The sequence below is a fragment of the Streptomyces sp. B1I3 genome (genome assembly GCF_030816615.1).
GTDB lineage: Bacteria > Actinomycetota > Actinomycetes > Streptomycetales > Streptomycetaceae > Streptomyces.
On record NZ_JAUSYD010000001.1, the window covers coordinates 777,876 to 796,118 of the forward strand.

20 protein-coding genes are annotated in these 18,243 nt (G+C 70.4%); 6 read left to right on the forward strand and 14 right to left on the reverse strand.

Going from position 1 to position 18,243, the window contains the following annotated elements:
- Positions 1 to 60: 60 nt before the first annotated feature.
- On the reverse strand, positions 61 to 1,131 hold the full coding sequence (locus QFZ58_RS03925) for an acyl-CoA desaturase (RefSeq protein ID WP_307123481.1): 1,071 nt from the start codon (positions 1,129 to 1,131) through the stop codon (positions 61 to 63).
- A 258-nt stretch (positions 1,132 to 1,389) separates the two neighbouring features.
- Between QFZ58_RS03925 and QFZ58_RS03930 the strand changes: the two genes are divergently transcribed.
- From QFZ58_RS03930 to QFZ58_RS03940, 3 genes are all read left to right on the forward strand, one after another.
- Entirely contained in the window at positions 1,390 to 4,284 is a 2,895-nt protein-coding gene (locus QFZ58_RS03930) for a DEAD/DEAH box helicase (protein ID WP_307123482.1), read from the forward strand.
- Positions 4,281 to 5,567, forward strand: coding sequence for an SWF or SNF family helicase (locus tag QFZ58_RS03935; RefSeq protein WP_307123483.1), 1,287 nt, complete (start codon positions 4,281 to 4,283; stop codon positions 5,565 to 5,567). The genes QFZ58_RS03930 and QFZ58_RS03935 overlap by 4 nt, the downstream gene beginning before the upstream one ends.
- A 249-nt stretch (positions 5,568 to 5,816) precedes the next feature.
- Entirely contained in the window at positions 5,817 to 6,398 is a 582-nt protein-coding gene (locus tag QFZ58_RS03940; protein ID WP_307123484.1) for an N-acetylmuramoyl-L-alanine amidase, read from the forward strand.
- Positions 6,399 to 6,438: 40 nt separating this feature from the next.
- On the opposite strand, the gene QFZ58_RS03945 is transcribed toward QFZ58_RS03940, so the two are convergent.
- Both QFZ58_RS03945 and QFZ58_RS03950 read right to left on the reverse strand, forming a co-directional pair.
- A complete protein-coding gene (locus QFZ58_RS03945) occupies positions 6,439 to 8,016 on the reverse strand; it encodes an MFS transporter (RefSeq protein WP_307123485.1) in 1,578 nt (525 codons plus the stop codon).
- Positions 8,017 to 8,379: 363 nt separating this feature from the next.
- Positions 8,380 to 8,535, reverse strand: a complete 156-nt coding sequence (locus QFZ58_RS03950; protein WP_307123486.1) for a DUF6131 family protein — start codon at positions 8,533 to 8,535, stop codon at positions 8,380 to 8,382.
- Positions 8,536 to 8,742: 207 nt separating this feature from the next.
- On the opposite strand from QFZ58_RS03950, the gene QFZ58_RS03955 reads away from it, so the two are divergent.
- Complete coding sequence (locus tag QFZ58_RS03955; RefSeq protein ID WP_307123487.1) at positions 8,743 to 9,420, forward strand: Dps family protein; 678 nt, start codon at positions 8,743 to 8,745, stop codon at positions 9,418 to 9,420.
- A gap of 107 nt (positions 9,421 to 9,527) precedes the next feature.
- Here the strand turns inward: QFZ58_RS03955 and QFZ58_RS03960 are convergent, their stop codons facing one another.
- From QFZ58_RS03960 to QFZ58_RS04005, 10 genes are read right to left on the reverse strand one after another with little or no spacing between them, the layout of a single operon-like run.
- Positions 9,528 to 9,806: a gas vesicle protein K gene (locus QFZ58_RS03960; RefSeq protein WP_307123488.1), complete on the reverse strand. Its 279-nt coding sequence runs from the start codon at positions 9,804 to 9,806 to the stop codon at positions 9,528 to 9,530.
- The gene (locus QFZ58_RS03965) at positions 9,803 to 10,030 is read right to left on the reverse strand and encodes a gas vesicle protein (protein ID WP_307123489.1); all 228 of its coding nucleotides are present in this window, start codon (positions 10,028 to 10,030) and stop codon (positions 9,803 to 9,805) included. The genes QFZ58_RS03960 and QFZ58_RS03965 overlap by 4 nt, the downstream gene beginning before the upstream one ends.
- 4 nt (positions 10,031 to 10,034) lie before the next feature.
- On the reverse strand, positions 10,035 to 10,838 hold the full coding sequence (locus QFZ58_RS03970; protein WP_307123490.1) for a GvpL/GvpF family gas vesicle protein: 804 nt from the start codon (positions 10,836 to 10,838) through the stop codon (positions 10,035 to 10,037).
- Between the two features lie 19 nt (positions 10,839 to 10,857).
- Positions 10,858 to 11,193: a gas vesicle protein gene (locus tag QFZ58_RS03975; RefSeq protein ID WP_307123491.1), complete on the reverse strand. Its 336-nt coding sequence runs from the start codon at positions 11,191 to 11,193 to the stop codon at positions 10,858 to 10,860.
- Positions 11,190 to 12,305: an SRPBCC family protein gene (locus tag QFZ58_RS03980; RefSeq protein ID WP_307123492.1), complete on the reverse strand. Its 1,116-nt coding sequence runs from the start codon at positions 12,303 to 12,305 to the stop codon at positions 11,190 to 11,192. Before QFZ58_RS03980 ends, QFZ58_RS03975 begins: the two co-directional genes overlap by 4 nt.
- 6 nt (positions 12,306 to 12,311) lie before the next feature.
- Positions 12,312 to 13,274 carry a histone protein gene (locus tag QFZ58_RS03985; RefSeq protein WP_307123493.1) on the reverse strand — a complete coding sequence of 321 codons (963 nt, stop codon included), beginning with the start codon at positions 13,272 to 13,274 and terminating at the stop codon, positions 12,312 to 12,314.
- 7 nt (positions 13,275 to 13,281) lie between these two features.
- Complete coding sequence (locus QFZ58_RS03990) at positions 13,282 to 13,536, reverse strand: gas vesicle protein GvpG (RefSeq protein ID WP_307123494.1); 255 nt, start codon at positions 13,534 to 13,536, stop codon at positions 13,282 to 13,284.
- 1 nt (position 13,537) lies between these two features.
- Positions 13,538 to 14,287 carry a GvpL/GvpF family gas vesicle protein gene (locus QFZ58_RS03995; protein ID WP_307123495.1) on the reverse strand — a complete coding sequence of 250 codons (750 nt, stop codon included), beginning with the start codon at positions 14,285 to 14,287 and terminating at the stop codon, positions 13,538 to 13,540.
- A gap of 3 nt (positions 14,288 to 14,290) precedes the next feature.
- On the reverse strand, positions 14,291 to 14,749 hold the full coding sequence (gvpJ, locus tag QFZ58_RS04000; RefSeq protein WP_307123496.1) for a gas vesicle protein GvpJ: 459 nt from the start codon (positions 14,747 to 14,749) through the stop codon (positions 14,291 to 14,293).
- A 33-nt stretch (positions 14,750 to 14,782) separates the two neighbouring features.
- Positions 14,783 to 15,103 (reverse strand): gas vesicle protein, encoded by a 321-nt coding sequence (locus tag QFZ58_RS04005; RefSeq protein WP_307123497.1) that lies wholly within the window; start codon positions 15,101 to 15,103, stop codon positions 14,783 to 14,785.
- Between the two features lie 156 nt (positions 15,104 to 15,259).
- Between QFZ58_RS04005 and QFZ58_RS04010 the strand changes: the two genes are divergently transcribed.
- On the forward strand, positions 15,260 to 15,703 hold the full coding sequence (locus QFZ58_RS04010; RefSeq protein WP_307123498.1) for a hypothetical protein: 444 nt from the start codon (positions 15,260 to 15,262) through the stop codon (positions 15,701 to 15,703).
- Between the two features lies 1 nt (position 15,704).
- Positions 15,705 to 16,724, forward strand: coding sequence for a PHP domain-containing protein (locus QFZ58_RS04015; protein ID WP_307123499.1), 1,020 nt, complete (start codon positions 15,705 to 15,707; stop codon positions 16,722 to 16,724).
- 18 nt (positions 16,725 to 16,742) lie between these two features.
- Here the strand turns inward: QFZ58_RS04015 and QFZ58_RS04020 are convergent, their stop codons facing one another.
- Complete coding sequence (locus tag QFZ58_RS04020) at positions 16,743 to 18,104, reverse strand: PP2C family protein-serine/threonine phosphatase (RefSeq protein WP_307123500.1); 1,362 nt, start codon at positions 18,102 to 18,104, stop codon at positions 16,743 to 16,745.
- Positions 18,105 to 18,243: the final 139 nt, after the last annotated feature.

An 18,243-nucleotide genomic window follows, 5' to 3' on the forward strand; every position in this document is an offset into this window, starting at 1 on the left:
AGCCGCTTCTGTGGGAAGAACGCCTGTGCCCGCCCATCGGTTCCAGGGAGGCGGCCGGGATCACCGCAGCGGCTCGCCGACCTCGTGCATGTGCTGCAGGGCCTGCCGGTAGGACTCGACGAGTCCGGTCTCCGCGTACGGCATCCCGATCGCGGCGCAGTGGGCCTTCACCAACGGCTGTGCCAGCCGCAGGTGGGGACGGGGCATGCTGGGAAAGAGGTGGTGCTCGATCTGGTAGTTGAGACCGCCGAGGAACCAGTCGGTGAGGAGGGCGCCTCGTACGTTGCGCGAGGTGAGCACCTGACGCTGCAGGTGGCCCCAGCGGTCGCCGTCCGGGTCGGGCATCTCCATGCCCTTGTGGTTCGGCGCGAAGGCCATCCCCAGGTGGAGCCCGAAGAGGGCGTGGTGCACGAGGGCGAAGACGACGGCCTTGCCCGGCGACATGACGGTGAGCAGCAGCGTCGCGTACAGGGCGAGGTGGCCGGCCAGCAGCAGGCCGGACAGGGCACGCTCACGGACGGGCTGGCGCCGCAGGAACTGGAAGCCGTAGATCTTGAGGGCGATGCCCTCGAGGAGCAGCATCGGGAAGAAGAGCCGCGCCTGGTTGCGGGTGAGCCAGCGGGCGAAGCCCTCGCGCTGCGCTGCCTGCTTCTGCGTCCACACCAGGGCACCGACACCGACGTCGGGGTCCTTGTCGACGTGGTTGGGGTTGGCGTGGTGGCGTACGTGCTTGTCGTTCCACCATGCCTCGTTCATTCCGAGGAGCAGGTTGGCGTGCACCAGTCCGATCGCCCGGCCGGCCTTGCGGTCGCCGGATATCTGCGCGTGGCCGGCGTCGTGACCGAAGAAGGCGGTACGGGTCCACAGGATGGCGAGCGGCAGCGCGAACAGCAGGTTCCACCAGGTGTCGCCGAGAAGCACCATGCCGGTGAGCACCGCTGCGAGGGCGACGAGGTTGGCGGCGATGCCCGCCGCGTACCAGCCGGTGCGGCGTTCGAGGAGACCCTGACTCCTGACGGTCTTCAGGAGGGGTGCGAAGTCACTCCCGGGGGCTTTGGGGCCTTCCGGACTCTTCGTACCGTCCGCCCCCTCGCGGGCGTTCGGCACAACGGTGGCTACCGCTTGGGGCATGACGTCTCCGGTTTCTGGGCATCTGCGCTGACCTCGTCAAACGTACGGAGGACGGGCCTGCGGCAGCCATGACGCCATCACCCCGGCCATGCGGGGGGAAGCCCCCGTACCCCGTGGTGGTGCGAGCGGCACCCCAGGCCTCAGAAGGCGGAAACGAGTGAGGCGGATCACTGCGCATTCCCCCCGGGACGGGCCGTGGGTGGAGTACCCTCGGCGACCCCGGGCTAACTAGTCAAATTTGAGGAATCTGACATCGCTGTGCACAGGCTCCCTGCGGCAACCATCAACGAGATCTCTGAACTGTCCCGCTGCTCCGCAGTCTTTCTCCCCGCGGATCCGGCCCGTACCGGCCGGATCGCGTTCTGGAACCCGGACGGTAGCACCCCGCCCGGTGATGCCGGGAGTCCGGAGGAGCTGACCGTCGTCGGAAGCGACGTCCGCCCTTACGTGGTACCGGCGTTGTCCATGCCCGTACCTGACGCCCTGCCGGTTCTGACACGGGCGCGCGCCGGCGCGCACGCCTCCCCCGCGGCCGCGTTCTGGGGCGCTGCTGGAGTACTGGCCCTCCAACTCCTGGCGCGCGGTCTGCTGCTGCCCGGCCTGAGCGCCACCGACCACGATGCCTGGCGCGTGGGACCGCTTGCCGTGGACGACCTGGAGCGGATCCGGGTGCTGGCGGCCTCCATGCCACCCACTGCCCACGCGGTACCGCTCGACGCCGCCGCCGATCCGGTGATGCTGGCCGAACCGGAGTCTCTGCTGCGGTCGTTCCTCGACGCGGTCGCCGACGGCCTGCCCCGTTCCCCGGCCGCCGTCCTCGCCACGGGCGGACCGGCGTTCGCCGCGCCGGCTCCCCAGCACCTGCCGGCGCTGCGGCCGTGGGCGGCCGATGTGGCGGCGGGACACGACGCGGGCGTGCGGCTGTCCTTGCGCGTGGAGGTCGCGGGACTCCCGGAGCTGGAAGCGGAAGGGGCCGGGGCGGGCAGCGGCCCGTCCTTCCGCGCCGTCCTGCAGATCCACGGCGTCCAGGACCCCGCACTGGTCGCCGACGCGGCGGACGTGTGGGCGGGCAGTGGTCCCGCCGCCGCACTGTTCGGTCCGCGTGCGCGCATGGACGCACTGCTGGCACTGCGCCGTGCCGCTCGCGCCTGGCCGCCGCTGACGCCTCTGCTGTCGGCTCCGGTGCCGGACGCGGTCGAACCGGCGGACGAGGAGATCGCGGAGCTGCTGGGCCCCGCCGCCCGGGCGCTCGCCGCGACCGGCATGCAGGTGCACTGGCCGAAGGAGCTCGCCAGGAAGCTCACCGCCCGCGCGGTCATCGGCCCGTCCGGGCGGGATGACGGCGCCGAGGACGGTGGCGCAGGTCCTCGCGTCACCGGATCCGCCGCCCCGTCCTTCCTGTCGGCCGACACCCTGCTCTCCTTCGACTGGTGGTTCGCGCTGGGCGACCGGACACTCAGCCGGCAGGAGCTCGACCGGCTCGCGGAAGCGGGCAGGCCGCTGGTCAGGCTGCGTGACCAGTGGGTGCTCATCGACCCGGAGGAGGCCCGGCGCGCCCGCGACTCCCGTGACCGCAAGGTCGCGCCCATCGACGCCCTGAGCGCTGTGCTGACGGGCAGCACCGACATCGACGGCCGCCGGATCGAGGTGACCGCGACCGGCCCGCTCGAACGACTGCGGGCACGACTCGCCGACCCGGAGTCCCGGGAGGCGGAGACGATCCCCCAGCCGGCCGCCCTCGCGGCGAGTCTGCGCGACTACCAGTTGCGCGGTCTGAACTGGCTCCACACCATGACGTCACTCGGCCTCGGAGGCTGTCTCGCCGACGACATGGGGCTGGGCAAGACCATCACGCTGATCGCCCTGCACCTGCACCGGCAGAGTGTGGAAGCGGCCGCCGGGCCGACGCTCGTGGTCTGTCCCACTTCCCTGATGGGCAACTGGCAACGGGAGATCGAGAAGTTCGCCCCGGGCACGCCGGTACGCCGCTTCCACGGCCTGTCGCGCTCCCTGGACGACCTGGCCCACGGCGAGTTCGTCCTGACCACGTACGGCACCATGCGCCTGGACGCGGCCCGGCTGGCGCGGGCGTCCTGGGGCATGGTCGTCGCCGACGAGGCGCAGCACGTCAAGAACCCGCACTCGGCGACCGCCAGGCAACTGCGGACGATCGGGACGAGGGCCCGCGTCGCACTCACGGGTACCCCCGTGGAGAACAACCTCTCCGAACTCTGGGCGATCCTCGACTGGACGACACCCGGGCTGCTGGGACGGCTCGGCACGTTCCGCAGTCGGTACGCGAGTGCCGTCGAGGACGGCAACGACCCCGCTGCCGCCGACCGGCTGGCCGCGCTGGTGCGCCCCTTCCTCCTGAGACGCCGCAAGTCCGACCCCGGCATCGCCCCGGAGCTGCCGCCCAAGACGGAGACCGATCGCGCGGTGTCGCTGACGGCGGAACAGGCGGGCCTGTACGAGGCGGTGGTGCGGGAGACGCTCGCCGAGATCTCCGGGGCGGACGGCTTCGCACGGCGTGGACTCGTCATGAAACTGCTGACGGCACTCAAACAGATCTGCAACCACCCCGCGCAGTACCTCAAGGAGGACGGGCCCCGGATCGAGGGCCGTTCGGGGAAGGTGGAGCTGCTGGACGAGCTGCTCGACACGATCCTCGCCGAGGGTGCGGGCGTCCTGGTGTTCACCCAGTACGTGCAGATGGGGCGGCTGCTGGAAGGGCATCTGGCGGCACGCGGGATCCCCACCCAGTTCCTGCACGGTGGCACCCCGGTCGCCGAGCGGGAGGCGATGGTGAACCGCTTCCAAGCGGGCCGGGCCCCGGTGTTCCTGTTGTCGCTCAAGGCGGCGGGCACGGGACTCAACCTGACCCGGGCAGGCCACGTGGTGCACTTCGACCGCTGGTGGAACCCGGCCGTCGAGGCGCAGGCCACCGACCGCGCGTACCGGATCGGGCAGACCCAGCCGGTGCAGGTGCATCGGCTGATCGCCGAAGGGACCGTCGAGGACCGGATCGCCGAGATGCTGGCCCGCAAGCAGGGCCTGGCCGACGCGGTGCTCGGCGGCGGCGAGAGCGCGTTGACCGAACTGACCGATGCCGAACTGGCCGATCTGGTAGAGCTGCGGGGGAACACACGATGAACGACAGTGACCAGCCGGAGCGCATCTTCGCCGCGCTGCCGCCCGCGCCGGGCCGCGGCTTCGCGTCGTCCTGGTGGGGGCGGGCGTGGCTGCAGGCCCTGGAGGACACGGCACTGGACGGTGCTCAGCTCAAGAAGGGACGCGGGCTGGCCCGTGAGGGCAGGGTCGGCGCGGTCTCGGTCCGCCCGGGCCGGATCACCGCGGTGGTCCAGGACCGGGACGCGACCGCGTACCGCAGTGACGTGCTGTTCCAGCCGCTGAGCCGGCAGGAGTGGGACCGCGTCCTGGAGGTGGCGTCCGAACGCGCCGGGCACATCGCCGCGCTGCTCGACCGCGAGATGCCTTCGCAACTGGTGGAGGACGCGGCGGCCGCCGGAGTCGACCTCCTGCCCCGGATCGGTGACCTGGAGGCCGAGTGCAGCTGCGAGGCGTGGGACCACTGCCCGCATTCGGGCGCCCTGTGCTACCAAGTGGCGCGGCTGCTCGACCAGGACCCCTTCGTTCTGCTGCTGTTGCGGGGACGTGACGAACGGCAGCTGCTGGACGAGCTGCAGGTGCGCAGCACCGCGAGGGCGGCCGGCGCGACGCGGCGCGCGGATCCCGGGAGCACGGCCCCCGGCACACCGCGCGGTGTCCGGGCCGACGAGGCCTTCGCGGCACGCGACATCCTTCCGCCGTTGCCTCCTCCCCCGCCGTTGCCGGACGGGCCCGGGCTTCCGCCGTCGCTGGACACGGAGACGGATCCGGCGGTCGGTGCCGACCCCGCCGCGCTGGAGTTCCTCGCTGCCGACACCGCCGTGCGGGCTTTCGCGTCGCTGGCGGACGCCCTCGCGGAGGGCCACGGAAAGCAGCCCGTACCTCCCGGTCCGACGACGGAGCAGGACGCCGTACGAATGGCCGCCGATGCCCGGCCCGGCGCGGTGACGGTCGCGCGCCTCGCCGCTGCCACGGGGCGGCAGCGGGCCGAGCTCGACGCCGCGGTACGGGCCTGGCGGTACGGCAGGGCCGCCGCTCTGGCGGTGTACGACGAGGAGTGGCAGCCGGACCCTCAGGAGCTCGCGCGGGCCCGCGCCCGGCTCGCCACGGCGTGGGAGGACGGCGACGCCCCGCAGCTGCGGGGGACGCACAACCGCTGGACCGTGGTGGGTGCGGGCGCACAGCTGCGCTACGGGCGGGACGGGCGCTGGTGGCCGTACCGCAGGGAGCAGGCCCGCTGGGTGCCGGCCGGACCGGCCGACGACGATCCGGCGGCCGCGCTGGCCGGTCTGCTGTCCGACGCCTGAGCGCCGGACGTGCGCACCGCCCGGGGATGCCGGACGGGGCGGAGGCGCCCGGCGCGTACGGCTGCCGGGGCGGCAGGAGTGGCCCAAGCGTCCGTTACATGGCCGGAGTTGGCGGGATCGGCGGCCGGCCGATCCCCCGTCCGGCCGTCTTCCGCCCCGCGCACAGCACCCCGTACGGTGGGGCGGCGCGTTGTGCGCCCGTACGTCCGCGTACGACCGACCCCCCTCACCCACAGGAGTGCAGTGCCGATGCAGCGCAGACGGATTCTCCAGGGCGCAGCGGTCACCGCCGCCGCGGCCCTTTTACCTGCCTCTGTCCGCGCGGTGGCCGCCCCCGCTGCCGAGACCGACTACCCGTCGGCACAGTGGGCTCCGGCGTCCGCGTCCAACTACACGGTGTCGAACCGTCCCACGGCCTACCCGCTCGACTTCGTCGTCGTCCACGTCGCCCAGCAGACGTTCTCCGAGACGGTCGGCATCTTCCAGAACCCGGCCAAGCAGGTCTCCGCCCATTATGTGGTGCGGTCGGGGGACGGATTCGTGGCCCAGTGCGTGCGCGAGAAGGACGTCGCCTGGCACGCCGGCAACTGGGACTACAACACGCGCAGCATCGGCATCGAGCACGAGGGCTGGGTGGACCAGCCGGCCTACTTCACCCACGCCATGTACGAACGGTCGGCCAGGTTGACGGCGAACATCTGCGACCGCTACGGCCTGCCCAAGGACCGCGCACACATCATCGGCCACCACCAGGTGCCGGGCAGCGACCACACCGACCCCGGTGCCAACTGGGACTGGGTGCGCTACATACGTCTCGTCAATCTTCTGTGACCTCCGAAAGCCTCCGCCCGGCACCCCGGCGGCGTCGCGGTCAGCCCCCGGGAGCGAGCCCGTCCCCTCCGTCGCGCTTCCGCGTAGGGACGCTGCCCTCGGCCTCGTCCGCCCGGCCTCCGTCCGTGGCCTCCTCGGCCACCGGTGGCACCATGGCTCCGCCGCGCAGGCGTTCCAGGTCGCCGGCCCGGACCTGGACGACGAAGAGGGCGATCAGTGCGGCGATCACGGCCATGACGGCGGCGACGACGAACGCGCTCGACACGCCCGAGGTCAGCACCTGGTCGCCCCACGGACCCGGGAGTTCGCCGGTGCGGCGGAACTCCAGTTGCTGCGCCGGGGTGGCCTGCGACAGGAAGCGTGGTACCTGGTCGGATGCCTCGTTCCGGCTGGCCGTTCCGAAGACCGTGACGAGAATGGAGAGGCCGAGCGACCCGCCCACCTGCTGGGTGGCGTTGAGGACGCCGGATGCGGCACCCGCCTCCCGTGGCACCACTCCGGAGACCGCCATCAGCGTCAGCGAGACGAACTGCATGCCCATGCCGGAGCCGAAGACCAGTGTGGGGCCGAGGATGCTCCCGAGGTAGCTGCTGTGGACATCGGTCCCGGTGAGCCACGCGAGCCCCGCTGCCGCCAGGAGCGCGCCCACGACCATGAAGGGTTTGGGGCCCCACCTGGACAGCAGTTGCGAGGTGATTCCCGCACTGACTGCGATGACCGCGCTCACCGGCAGGAACGCGAGTCCGGCTCGCAGCGGGCTGAAGTCCAGCACGTTCTGCACGAAGAGAGTCAGGAAGAAGAACATCCCGAACATCGCCGCGGCAAGACTCAGCATCATTCCGTAGGCGCCTGCACGGTTGCGGTCGCGGAACATGTGCAGCGGGGTGATGGGCTGCTTCGAGCGGCGTTCGACCGCCAGGAACAGGGCGAGGAACACCACCGCCGCCAGAAAGGCCCCGATCGTCAGGCGGTCGCTCCAGCCGTCCTCGGATGCGCGGATGAAGCCGTAGACGAGCAGCACCATGCCCAGCGTGGAGGTGAGGGCCCCGAGGAGGTCGAAGTGGCCCGGGTGGCGTTCGGACTCCTTGATGTAGCGGGGCGTCGCCAGGACGATGAGCAGGCCGATGGGGACGTTGACGAAGAAGACCCACCGCCAGTCGAGCCACTCCACCAGGATGCCGCCCGCGAGCAGCCCGATCGCGCTGCCTCCGGCCGACACGGCAGCGAACACGCCGAACGCCCGGTTCCTGTCGGGGCCTTCGCGGAAGGTCGTCGTGATGAGGGAGAGGGCTGTGGGGGACGCGATGGCACCACCGACGCCCTGGAGCGCACGGGCTGCCAGCAACTGCCAGGACTCCTGGGAAAGCCCACCGAGCAGCGAGGCCAGGACGAAAAGCAGGATGCCGAAGACGAATACCCGCCGTCGCCCGAGAATATCGCCCAGCCGCCCACCGAGCAGAAGCAGTCCGCCGAACGTCAGGGTGTAGGCGTTGATCACCCAGGACAGATTCTCCGTCGAGAATCCCAGTGACGTCTGAATGTGCGGAAGAGCGATGTTGACGATGGTGATGTCGAGAACCACCATCAGCTGGCAGGAGGCGATCACGAAAAGGGCCATGCCGTTGCCGCGGCTTCGTTCCGGAGTATCGGCAATGGGCGATGGCTTCACTGGCACAGTCCCGTCATGGCTGTCGATGCTCTGCGCACCAGGAGTGAAGAGCGGCGTTCACTCATCGACGTTAGGACGAACGCAGCCGGCCCGCCAATCGATCACTGTTCGACTGCCGGGAGTCCGCTCGACCGCCTGGGGGGCCCGCGTCGGCCACGGCCGACCGGGTCGGCGCGCAGGAGGGACGGCAGCAAGTGGGAGCGCTCCCACTTCACGTGGCTCCGTCCCCCGCACGCGGCCCGAACATGAAGGGACCGAGCGTCCCACGAGGGAGCTCGGCCCCGGACTCCCTGGTCCTCAGGCTCCAGGGCGTCACCAGTAGTGCCGACGGCCTCCTACGGCGTGGCCCACGGTACCCAGTACCCACAGGACGACCCCGATCGCCAGCAGGATGATGCCGATGGTCCACAGAATGCCGACACCGGCCACCAGGCCGATGATGAGGAGGATGGCTCCGATGATGATCATGGCTGCCTCCGGTCACTCACCCTTCTCAAAACAAGCTGGGTGCACTTATGAGCATAAGCCGTGTCTCCGCAATTTCCCACATGTGACGCATACGCTCCCACCGGAACGGTCCATCATCATTGGCGCGAGCGCTCCCCGGTCGGCATAAAGGGGAGAAGGCGGGCCGTCCGAAACCGCAGAAATACCCTCCGAAAGCGCTGGAGCATCATGTCCCCCTCTGCCGTCACCCCCCGTTACACCGTCCCCGGTCTCAGTGTTGAACAGGGCGGCAAGGTCATCGCCCTGCTCAGCATGCGTCTGCACGCTCTGAACGACCTCGCACTCACGCTCAAGCACATCCACTGGAACGTGGTCGGCCCTCATTTCATCGCCGTCCACGAAATGCTCGATCCGCAGACGTCGGCGGTGAGGGAGATGGCCGACGAGGCTGCGGAGCGCATCTCGGCCCTGGGCGGCGCGCCCCAGGGGACGCCGGGCGTACTCGTCGCCGAACGCGCCTGGGAGGACTACAGCATCGGCCGCGCCGACGCGATCGCCCACCTCGGCGCTCTCGACCTGGTCTACGCCGGCCTGATCCAGTCTCACCGCCACGCGGCCGAGGAGATCGAGGACGTCGACCCCGTCACCCAGGACCTGCTGATCACCCAGCTCCGCGACCTGGAGAAGTTCCAGTGGTTCGTACGGGCCCACCTGGAGACCGGCTCCGGCCGGCTCACCACTGCCGGCACGGAACGCGAAGTGCAGGCGGCCCGGGCCGCGAAGGAGGGCGCCACGAGCGCGGAGGCTCCGCGCAAGGCGGCGAAGAAGTCCCCGGCCAAGAAGAGCGCGGCCAAGAAGACGACCGCCAAGAGGACGACCGCCAGCCGGAACCGGACCTCCCGCTGAACGACTGCCGGCTCCGGCGCGGGAGAAGAACACGACCAGCCCCCCGACTGTGCGCCCGCCGGATGATCCGGTGGGCGCACAGTCGGGGGGCACAGGCACGTGAGCCGTCAGTCGCGGGGCAGCAGACTTCCCAGCGGGCCGAGGTCGAGATTGAGGTCCTCCGGACGCACCCCGTGCTGCTCACAGAGTTCCGCCATGCGTTCGTCGAGGAGCATGAGTGTCGTCCCGATCTCGTCCACCTGGCGGTCGGTGAGGTCCCCCTGGTCGATACGGCGGATGGCCTGGCGTTCCATCAGCTGACGGAGCAGTTCCACCACCGTCAGCACCAGCGCCACGAGGTCCCTTCCCAACCGGTCGGGGTCCACGTCCAGTCGCGAGTCCGTCACAGCGGTCCTCCGTCCGCCCACGGGGCCGGTACACGCTCGTTGACCGAGGAGAGCAGGGCGTGCAGCGACAGCCGGACGAGTGGAACGTCGGCGATCGCGATCACGAGGTCTCCGCTGATCACCACCCCCGTCGCCAGTAACCGGTCCAGCAGGTCGACGAGCGGCACGCCGATGGGTCCGGCCAAGGGCTCGGGATTGTCCCAGGGCACCACGTCGGTCGACACGGGCCTACACCTCCCCGATGAAGGAGTACGGGACCCAGGGTCCCGACAGTTCGATCTCGGCCCCTGTGCTGTCGCGCAGTTCCCGGGCGAGTCGGCCGAGCTCGTGGGATCGGTGCTCCGCCACCAGGTAGGTGGCGTTGAGGACCTGGAGCCGGCTGCTCCCGGTGAGCTCGGGACCGTGGAGCCGCAGTCCGCGGACCGCCGCGGCCACGCTTCGGAACGCCGCGTCCACCGTGTCGGCGACGCGGAGCGACTCCTCGTGCCGGCGTTCGCGCCGGGCCTGCACCCCGCGCTTGCGGTCCAGGTACGCGCGTCCCGCCCCCGGGGCCGGGCGCGACCGGCCGGCCGGCGTCCCGGGCAGGGGGCGCGGTTCCTCCGCGGACGGTGTCGCCGCGTACACCTTGACACCCCACTCCGAGTGGTCGGCGGTACGCTCCAGCGCGACCCGGAACCGTGTGGTCTCGGCGATCAGTGCCTGGCGGGCCCGCTCCTCCCCGCGGTAGAGGGTGGCCAGCGGCAGGGGAACGGTGGGGCACGTGGCGGCGGCGGCCGACACGACGTGGTGGTGGGCGCGCGCGTACCGTTCCAGCTCACTGCGGTCTGACATACGGACCTGCCACGCCTCATCGGTGAAGTCGGCTGCGGGCACGGTCTGCACGATCGCTGTCAGCCTGCCGCATCGCAGTGCTCGCAGCGGCGTGCCCACCGCGAAGCCCGGCACGTCTGCGAAGAGTGCCGGGTCCGGGGCGTCGCAGACCGCGAACACGTACAGGGCGGCGTCCGAGGAATCGGGTCCCCACTCCGTCATGTGGCTCGGTTCTCCTTGCTCATCGTTCGGTCTGCGTGTCGTCCTGCTTCGACTCGAGCGCCTCGAGACGCTCACGCAGTTCACGGTTCTCGTCCTGGAGTGCGTCGCGGGCGGCGCGCGAACTCAGCGCGGGGTCCGTCTCCCACCAGTCGATGCCTGCCTTCTTGGCCGTGTCCACGGAGGCGACGAAAAGTCGGAGCCGAATGGTGAGCAGCTCGATGTCGAGAAGGTCGATCTTGATGTCGCCCGCGATGACGATGCCTTTGTCGAGGACTCGTTCGAGGATGTCGGCGAGATTGGTGTTCTGCGGCCCGGGAACGGGATAGGCCTCCCTTGCGAAGTCGAGGTCGGTCACCGCCTCCTCCGTCCGCGCCGGTTCGCCGGGGAGACGTCTTCGTCCTCGTCTTCGTCCTCGTCCTCGTCCTCTTCTTCGTCCCCGTCTTCGTCTTCGTCCTCCCACTCACCGTCCTCGTCGGCCTCCTCCTCGTCGTCTTCCGGCTCCTCTTCCTCCCCTTCCTCTTCCTCGTCGTCCTCGTCGGGCTCTTCCTCCTCCTCGTCCTCTGCGCCGGATTCCTGGTCCTCGTACTCCGAGTCGCCCTCGTCGCCCTCGTCGCCCTCGTCGTTTTCGTTCTGCGCTTCCTCTTCCTCCACGGCGTCTTCGTGCGACACGACGACTTCCCCGTCGCGGATCTCACCGCGCCAGCCCTCGGGCTCCTCGTCGGTGAGCGTGACGAACCGCTGGAAGTGTTTGAAGTCCAGCCGCATACGCCGGCCCTGGACCCGCCACAGATTGCCGGTCTTCTCGAAGAAACCGGACGGGTAGTACTCCACCACCAGAACGATCCGGGTCAGGCTCGGCGCCAGTTCGTGGAAGCTGACAGCTCCACGGGTGGAGCCCTTGGCTCCCTCAGAGGTCCACACGATGCGGTCGTCCGGCACCTGCTCCTGCACCGTCGCCTTGAAGCTGCGTGAGGACGGACCGATCTTCACCTTCCAGTCACTCGACATCTCGTCGCTCTTCGAGACGTCGTGCACGCCCTTCGCGAAGCTGCTGAACTTGTCGTACTGCGTCCAGTGGTCGTACGCGGTACGCAGGGGCACTCCCACATCGAGGACCTCGATGATGTTCATGGATTTGCCGCCGCTGGACTTGCGCTTGCCCTTTCCCCCACCGCCGCCGAACGCGTCCTTGGCCTTGTCCACGACGTTGTCCTTGACGCTCTTGGCCTTCCCCGCCACCATCGCCTTCACGGGCGAGTCGCCCTGGAGGACGCGAGAGCCGATGTCCGGCAGTGAGCCCCCGTTCTCGGCGATGTCGGAGAGCTGTCCCGTGACTCCCGACAGTTTGTCTCCGGCCTTTTCCGCGAACTTTCCAGCCTGGGCCCCGAGATAGTTGGTGAGCTCCTCGCGGAGGCGGTCCATGCCCGATTCCTTGGCCTCGGGCCCGTCCTTGTCCGTCCTGGCCATGGCTGCCTACCTCTGCCGTGCGCCGCGCCGGGGCGCGGAGCGCTTCGATGACGTCGTCTTCTTGGCTGCCGACTTCTTGGCCGGCGCCGACTTCTTGGCCGGAGACGGCTTCTTGGCAGGCGCCTTCCGTGCCGCGGACTTCTTGCTCGGCGCCGACTTCTCAGCGGCTGCCTTCTTGGCCGGTGCCGCCTTCTTCGCAGCGGACTTCTTGGCCGGTGCGGCCTTCTTGGCCGGTGGCTTCCTGGCGGGTGCCGCCTTCTTGGCCGCAGCCTTCTTCGCGGGAGCCTTCTTCGCGGGAGCCTTCTTCGCGGGAGCCTTTCTGGCCGGAGTCTTCTTCCCAGCCGGCTTCTTCGCAGGAGCCGGCTCGGGCTCGTGCTCGTCCTCGTCGTCCTCCTCCTCTTCCGGCTCTTCCTCCTCCGGCTCCTCCTCGTCCTCCGGTTCGTCCTCGTCCTCGTCCTCGTCCTCGTCCTCCTCCTCTTCCGGCTCCTCCTCGTCCGGTTCCTCCTCGTCCGGTTCCTCCTCGTCCGGTTCCTCCTCGTCCGGTTCCTCCTCCTCGTCCTCCGGTTCGCCTTCGTCCTCGTCGTACTCCTCGTCCGGCTGGTCCTCTTCGTACTCCTCGTCGAACTGCTCGTCCTCGTCCTCGTCCTTGCCGCCGCGTTCGCCCAGTCGTGCTGTGCGGTCGCTGATGGCATCGGCGAGGGAGCTCATGCCCCGGTCCGCCGCCGCGGTGAGGGCCTTCCGGCCGGATTCGAGGACCTCGCCCTTCAGCTGGTCCTGCAGCTCCGCGAACTGCGGCATCTCACCGAGCCTGCGCATGCCTTCGGCAGCGAGCTGGCGTGGCTCCAGGCCGAAGCGCCTGCCCGCCAGATAGGTCGCGACGGACAGGGCCAAGCGACCCTTCCTCGAACGGCCGAGTACGTAGCCGCCCACCACAGCGGCTGCGAGCGTCACCTTTGTCTGGTCTTCCATGAGTGAGTCACCTTCGATGGTTCGGCGCGGTGCGGACCCGTCCGGCGTGCAGCCGGTCGAGCAGTTCCTCCTCTTCCCGTTCGAACTCCTCCAGGCTGATGTTGCCGTCCTCGAGTTCCTGGTTCAGCGCAGCCAGCTGCGCCCGGATCACATGGGGGTCGTGCAGCTCCCTGTCGGCCGCTTCGTTCACCTTCTCCGCCACCCAGATCACACCGCGTACCGGTGCGAGAGGCAGCAGGAGCAGACCGCTGAACAGACCCATGTCAGAGCCCCGCTGCCGGTTTCCGGGCGGCTCGCGAGGAGACGAAGCTGTAGCAGGGCAGCGGCCCGGCGACGCGGAGCTCCACGTGGTCGCGGTGGGCGGTGGCGAACCGCTCCGCCGCCGCCCGGAAGTCATCGCTGTCGCCGCGGTCCACGAGGAAGGACACGTTGAGCGCGCATCCGTGGACCTCGGGCCCGGTGGCCACCGCACGGGCCATGGGGGTCAGCGTGCGAAGGATCTTCTTCCCCGCGTCGGCCGCCCGGCGTGACAGGGCGGTGGCCACGGCCTCGCCGAGCCGCACGCTCGCCTCGTACCCGGGTCGTCGGCGCACTTCCTCGCGCAGTCGTCGTACCGTCTTCTCCTCGGCGACGACGACCGCGAGAGAGTCCTGAGCCGGGAGCGCCTTGAGGTTGATCTCCACCCCCCGGGACAGGTGCCGCAGGGTGGCGAGGTGGTCGTCCTTCGCCCCGGCCAGCTGCGAGCGCACCGCGTCCTCGTCCGGGGCGACCATGCCGAAGCGCATGGGCAGCACCGGGCCGCGGTCCGTGAGACGCAGCAGCAGGTCCTGGTGGGCCAACAGGTCGCGTCGCCTCGCCCGGAGCTGCGGTGGCGCGTCACTCACGACGGCGGTCACCGGGCCCTGTGCGAGCAGCCGCAGCGCCGCCGGGGGGGCGCCCACACCGGTTGCGTCCGACGGGAGCGGCTCCCCCGTCGGGATGACCGCGTAGACGTACACTCCGCCCGCTGCCACTGCTCACGCCTCCACGCGGCGGCGCTTGTTCGCGCCGTCGCGTGCCGGGGCCCGGCGTTTCCTGGGCCGCTCCTGCGGCTCCTCCTCCTGCTCGTCGTACTCGTCCTCGCCGCCCCCCACCGCCTTGCGCACGGTGTCGCCGACGGAGTCGGCGGCCCTGCGCACCTTGCGCTTGCCGATCGACTTGGCGGCGCGTCCCCCGAGAAGTTCGGGGATGGTGGTGCTACCCGAGTCCCGCTCCAGGTCGAGCCGGTTGCACGCCTCCGCGAAGCGCAGGTAGGTGTCCACACTCGCGATGACGATGCGCGCGTCTATCTTGAGGATCTCGATGCCGACCAGGGAGACCCTGACGAACACGTCGATGACCATGCCCCGGTCGAGGATGAGTTCCAGGACGTCGTAGAGGGTGCCGGCACGGGGCGGGCACGGCGCGACTTCGTCGGCGTACGTGGTCGTGGTCATGGAGCGTCCTTCCGTGTGGGGGGGAACAACGGGTCACTCGTCGGCGGCACCCCGCCGATAACGGCGGACCCTGCTGTACTCCATGAGTGCGCCCCGGTCGTCGAGCTGCACCTCGTAGGAGGCCATCAGGCTCGTGGTGTCCGGGATGCGAGGTACTTCGAGTACGTCCACGACGACGCACCATCCGTCGTCGTTCCGCCGCACGGCCGACACGCCCTCCGCCGGGTGGCAGATCAGGCGTTCGAGGCTCTCGCAGGCAGCGCGGGCGGCGTGCTCGGGGCCTCGTGCTGACGAGGTGCGGGGGGCTGCCGTCTTCGTGGACCGATCGGCATGCGCGCGACGATTCTCTGCCATGGAATCAAGTCTGATCACAATCTCCGGCGGCGCATCCGGAGCGGCCGGGCCGGCGCCGAGTGCCCCGCTCCCGGCCGGGCCGGCGCGGAGCGACCCGCTCACCCCTTCGGCGTTCCGGCAGGACGCCGGGTGCGGGACGCGTGCACAGTCGTAGTCATGAGCGGAAACGGTGGCGTGGGAGCACGCGATGACGAGCACGAGCGCCCGCCCGGGGTCACGGACACCACGGTCGAGGCACTCGGGGCGCTGTCCGAGGCGCTGGAGACGGTGGAGCGGGCCAGGGGCCAGCTGTACGGTTTCCACCAGCTGACCGGGGGCGCGGACCTGACTCTGGACAGGGCGGTGGAACTGCTCCGGACGGCCGGCCACGCGGCTCATGCCGACCTGGTGGAGCGGGAGATCCTCGGGCGGAACGTCCTCCCGGGCTGTTGGACCTTTCAGGTGATCGAGGCGTACGACGACACCTACTACCGGCCGTTCGCCGAGGTCGAGAAGCGGGTGCGGCAAGAACTCGTGGGTGGGCGCCAGCACCTGTACGAGGCGGAGATGAAGCAGGCCCGCCGCACGCACGGGCATCCCCAGCACACCGATCGGCCCTGACGTGGAGCCGGTCACCGCACTGCGGCGGATCGCCTTTCTGCTGGAGCGCTCCCAAGCGGCCACCTACCGGGTGAAGGCGTTCCGTACGGCTGCCGAGGCTGTCGCGGCCATGGACGGACAGGAGCTGACGGACCGGGTGACGCGCGGAACACTGGAAACCGTGCGCGGCATCGGCCCCAAGACGGCCCAGGTGATCCGGGAGTCACTGTCCGGGGACACTCCCCGATACCTCGAACGGCTCGAGGAAGAGGGCTCGGCGCCCCTGGCGACACAGGGTGAATCACTTCGCGCGGCGCTTCGCGGTGACTGCCATGTCCACTCGGACTGGTCCGACGGCGGCAGCGGCATCGAGGAGATGGGACGCACGGCCGCGGAGCTGGGCCACGAGTGGGCGGTACTCACCGACCACTCCCCCCGGCTCACCGTGGCCAACGGTCTGTCGCCCGAGCGGCTCAGGCGGCAACTGGACGTCGTCGCGGAGCTCAACCGGAGCTGGGCGCCCTTCCGTCTCCTCACCGGCATCGAGTGCGACATCCTGGCCGACGGCTCCCTCGACCAGGAACCCGAACTGCTCGAGCGCCTCGACCTGGTCGTCGTCTCGGTCCACTCGAAGCTGCGCATGGACGCGAAGGCGATGACGGCGCGGATGATCGCGGCCGTACGCAATCCGCACGCGGACGTCCTGGGTCACTGCACAGGACGTCTCCTCTCCGGACGCACACGGCCGCAGTCGGCGTTCGACGCCGATCAGGTGTTCGCCGCGTGCGCGGAGGCGGGGACGGCGGTGGAGATCAACTGCCGGCCGGAACGGCTCGACCCCCCGCGCGACCTGCTCAGGCAGGCGGTGGCGGCGGGGGTCCTGTTCTCGATCGACACCGACGCGCACGCTCCGGGCCAGTTGGACTGGCAGGCGTACGGCTGTGCGCGGGCCGAGGAGTGCCGGGTACCCGCCGAGCGGGTCGTCACCACCTGGACGGAGCGGCGGCTGCTGGACTGGACGGGGCGCAGGACGCACCGGTAGGCGGGGAAGCGGCGACGCTCACTCGGCCTTGGCGGTGGGAGGGCCCGCGTGCGGCGCCGCGACGCGGACCGCGATAAGGGCGACGTCGTCCGTGCCGGCTGCGGCGAGTCCGCCGAGCAGCTCGTCGCAGAACGTTTCCAGGGGTTCGCGGGCCAGGGCCGCCGCGCGGTGTCGTAGACGGTCCAGCCCACGGTCCAGGACTTCGTCACGGCGTTCGACGAGGCCGTCGGTGTACAGCAGCACGGTCGAACTCGCCGGGAGCACGTCCGTGGCGTCCGGGCGGTGTTCGTCCGGATCCACACCCAGCATCATGCTGCGGCCACCCTCCAGGAAGCGCGTTTCGCCCTCCCGGGTCACCAGCAGCGGTGGCGGGTGCCCCGCCACCGCGTAGTGCAGCTGCCACGGGTCGGTGACCGTGAGCTTCTCGACCAAGGCGTAGATGCAGGTGAGTGTCTGGTGCGGGTAGAGGATGCCGGTGGCGGCGTCCAGCCGCGCAAGGATCTTGCCGGGCGGCTCCTTCCGGTCGCAGGCGATGCCCCGCAGCATGTTGCGCATCTGGCTCATGGTGACCGCGGATCGCAGGTCGTGGCCCGCCACGTCACCGATGATGAGCGCCGTGGCTCCTTCGGCCAGCACGAACGCGTCGTACCAGTCGCCACCGACCTGGGCCGTCGCCACGGCCGACTGGTAGCGGGCCGCGATCTGGAGCGGGCCCCCGGCCGGCAGGTCGGGCAGGAGCGAGCGCTGGAGCCGCTCGGCGGTGTGCTGGGCGTCGTGGTGGAGGCGTGAGTTGTCGACGGCCAGGGCGACCCGGTGGGCGAGGTCCTCCACCAGGGCGATGACGTCCTTGTCGAGCGCGGCCTCCCGCGTGGTCCGTACGAGTGTGATGACGCCCAGGGTGTGACGCCGCGCCCGCAGTGGGGCGATGACCGCCGTGTCGGCGGCCGTCCGGCCGAAGATCTCGAGTTCCCGGGCGTGCAGGAGGTCGCCGGCGCGGTGGGGCGGGAGGAATTCCGTCAGGAGTACGGGACCGTTCCCGTGCAGGGCCCGTGCCGTCGCGGCGGCGGATCCCGCCGTCGGGGGGAGCAGCCCCTCGTGGAGCAGCCCGGCGGGCATCCGGTCGGCGTCACGGTGCTGGACGGCGACGCGGCGCAGTCGTCCGTCATGGTCCAGCAGGTCGACGGCGCACCAGTCGGCGAGCCCGGGGACGAGCGTGCGGCACAGGCGGCGGAGTCCGGCCTCCTCGTCCAGGGTGCTGCCCAGTGCCTCGGCGGCGTTGATCAGCAGGGTCAGCCGGTCCAGGGCGTGCTGGACCTCCTGATCGACCTCGTAGTCCGCCTCCGCGGGCTCGCCGTCCCGGTTGCTCCGGTCAGCGCACATCCTGGCTCCTTGCGCCGGAGTACCTCGGCGTCCGGCGGGACAGCCGTACCCGCCTGTGTCGATTGTCTGCCAGGCCCGGCTGCCCGGCACGCCCGGACGAGGCCCGCCGACGTGCACGAGCTCCGGCCCGCGCCCCGGC

Coding starts and splice junctions, on each gene's coding strand:
- QFZ58_RS03925 (WP_307123481.1), bottom strand. CDS start 1,131: ATGCCCCAAGCGGTAGCCACCGTTGTGCCGAACGCCCGCGAGGGGGCG.
- QFZ58_RS03935 (WP_307123483.1), top strand. CDS start 4,281: ATGAACGACAGTGACCAGCCGGAGCGCATCTTCGCCGCGCTGCCGCCC.
- QFZ58_RS03940 (WP_307123484.1), top strand. CDS start 5,817: ATGCAGCGCAGACGGATTCTCCAGGGCGCAGCGGTCACCGCCGCCGCG.
- QFZ58_RS03945 (WP_307123485.1), bottom strand. CDS start 8,016: ATGGCCCTTTTCGTGATCGCCTCCTGCCAGCTGATGGTGGTTCTCGAC.
- QFZ58_RS03950 (WP_307123486.1), bottom strand. CDS start 8,535: ATGATCATCATCGGAGCCATCCTCCTCATCATCGGCCTGGTGGCCGGT.
- QFZ58_RS03955 (WP_307123487.1), top strand. CDS start 8,743: ATGTCCCCCTCTGCCGTCACCCCCCGTTACACCGTCCCCGGTCTCAGT.
- QFZ58_RS03970 (WP_307123490.1), bottom strand. CDS start 10,838: ATGACGGAGTGGGGACCCGATTCCTCGGACGCCGCCCTGTACGTGTTC.
- QFZ58_RS03980 (WP_307123492.1), bottom strand. CDS start 12,305: ATGGCCAGGACGGACAAGGACGGGCCCGAGGCCAAGGAATCGGGCATG.
- QFZ58_RS03985 (WP_307123493.1), bottom strand. CDS start 13,274: ATGGAAGACCAGACAAAGGTGACGCTCGCAGCCGCTGTGGTGGGCGGC.
- QFZ58_RS03990 (WP_307123494.1), bottom strand. CDS start 13,536: ATGGGTCTGTTCAGCGGTCTGCTCCTGCTGCCTCTCGCACCGGTACGC.
- gvpJ (WP_307123496.1), bottom strand. CDS start 14,749: ATGACCACGACCACGTACGCCGACGAAGTCGCGCCGTGCCCGCCCCGT.
- QFZ58_RS04005 (WP_307123497.1), bottom strand. CDS start 15,103: ATGGCAGAGAATCGTCGCGCGCATGCCGATCGGTCCACGAAGACGGCA.
- QFZ58_RS04010 (WP_307123498.1), top strand. CDS start 15,260: ATGAGCGGAAACGGTGGCGTGGGAGCACGCGATGACGAGCACGAGCGC.
- QFZ58_RS04020 (WP_307123500.1), bottom strand. CDS start 18,104: ATGTGCGCTGACCGGAGCAACCGGGACGGCGAGCCCGCGGAGGCGGAC.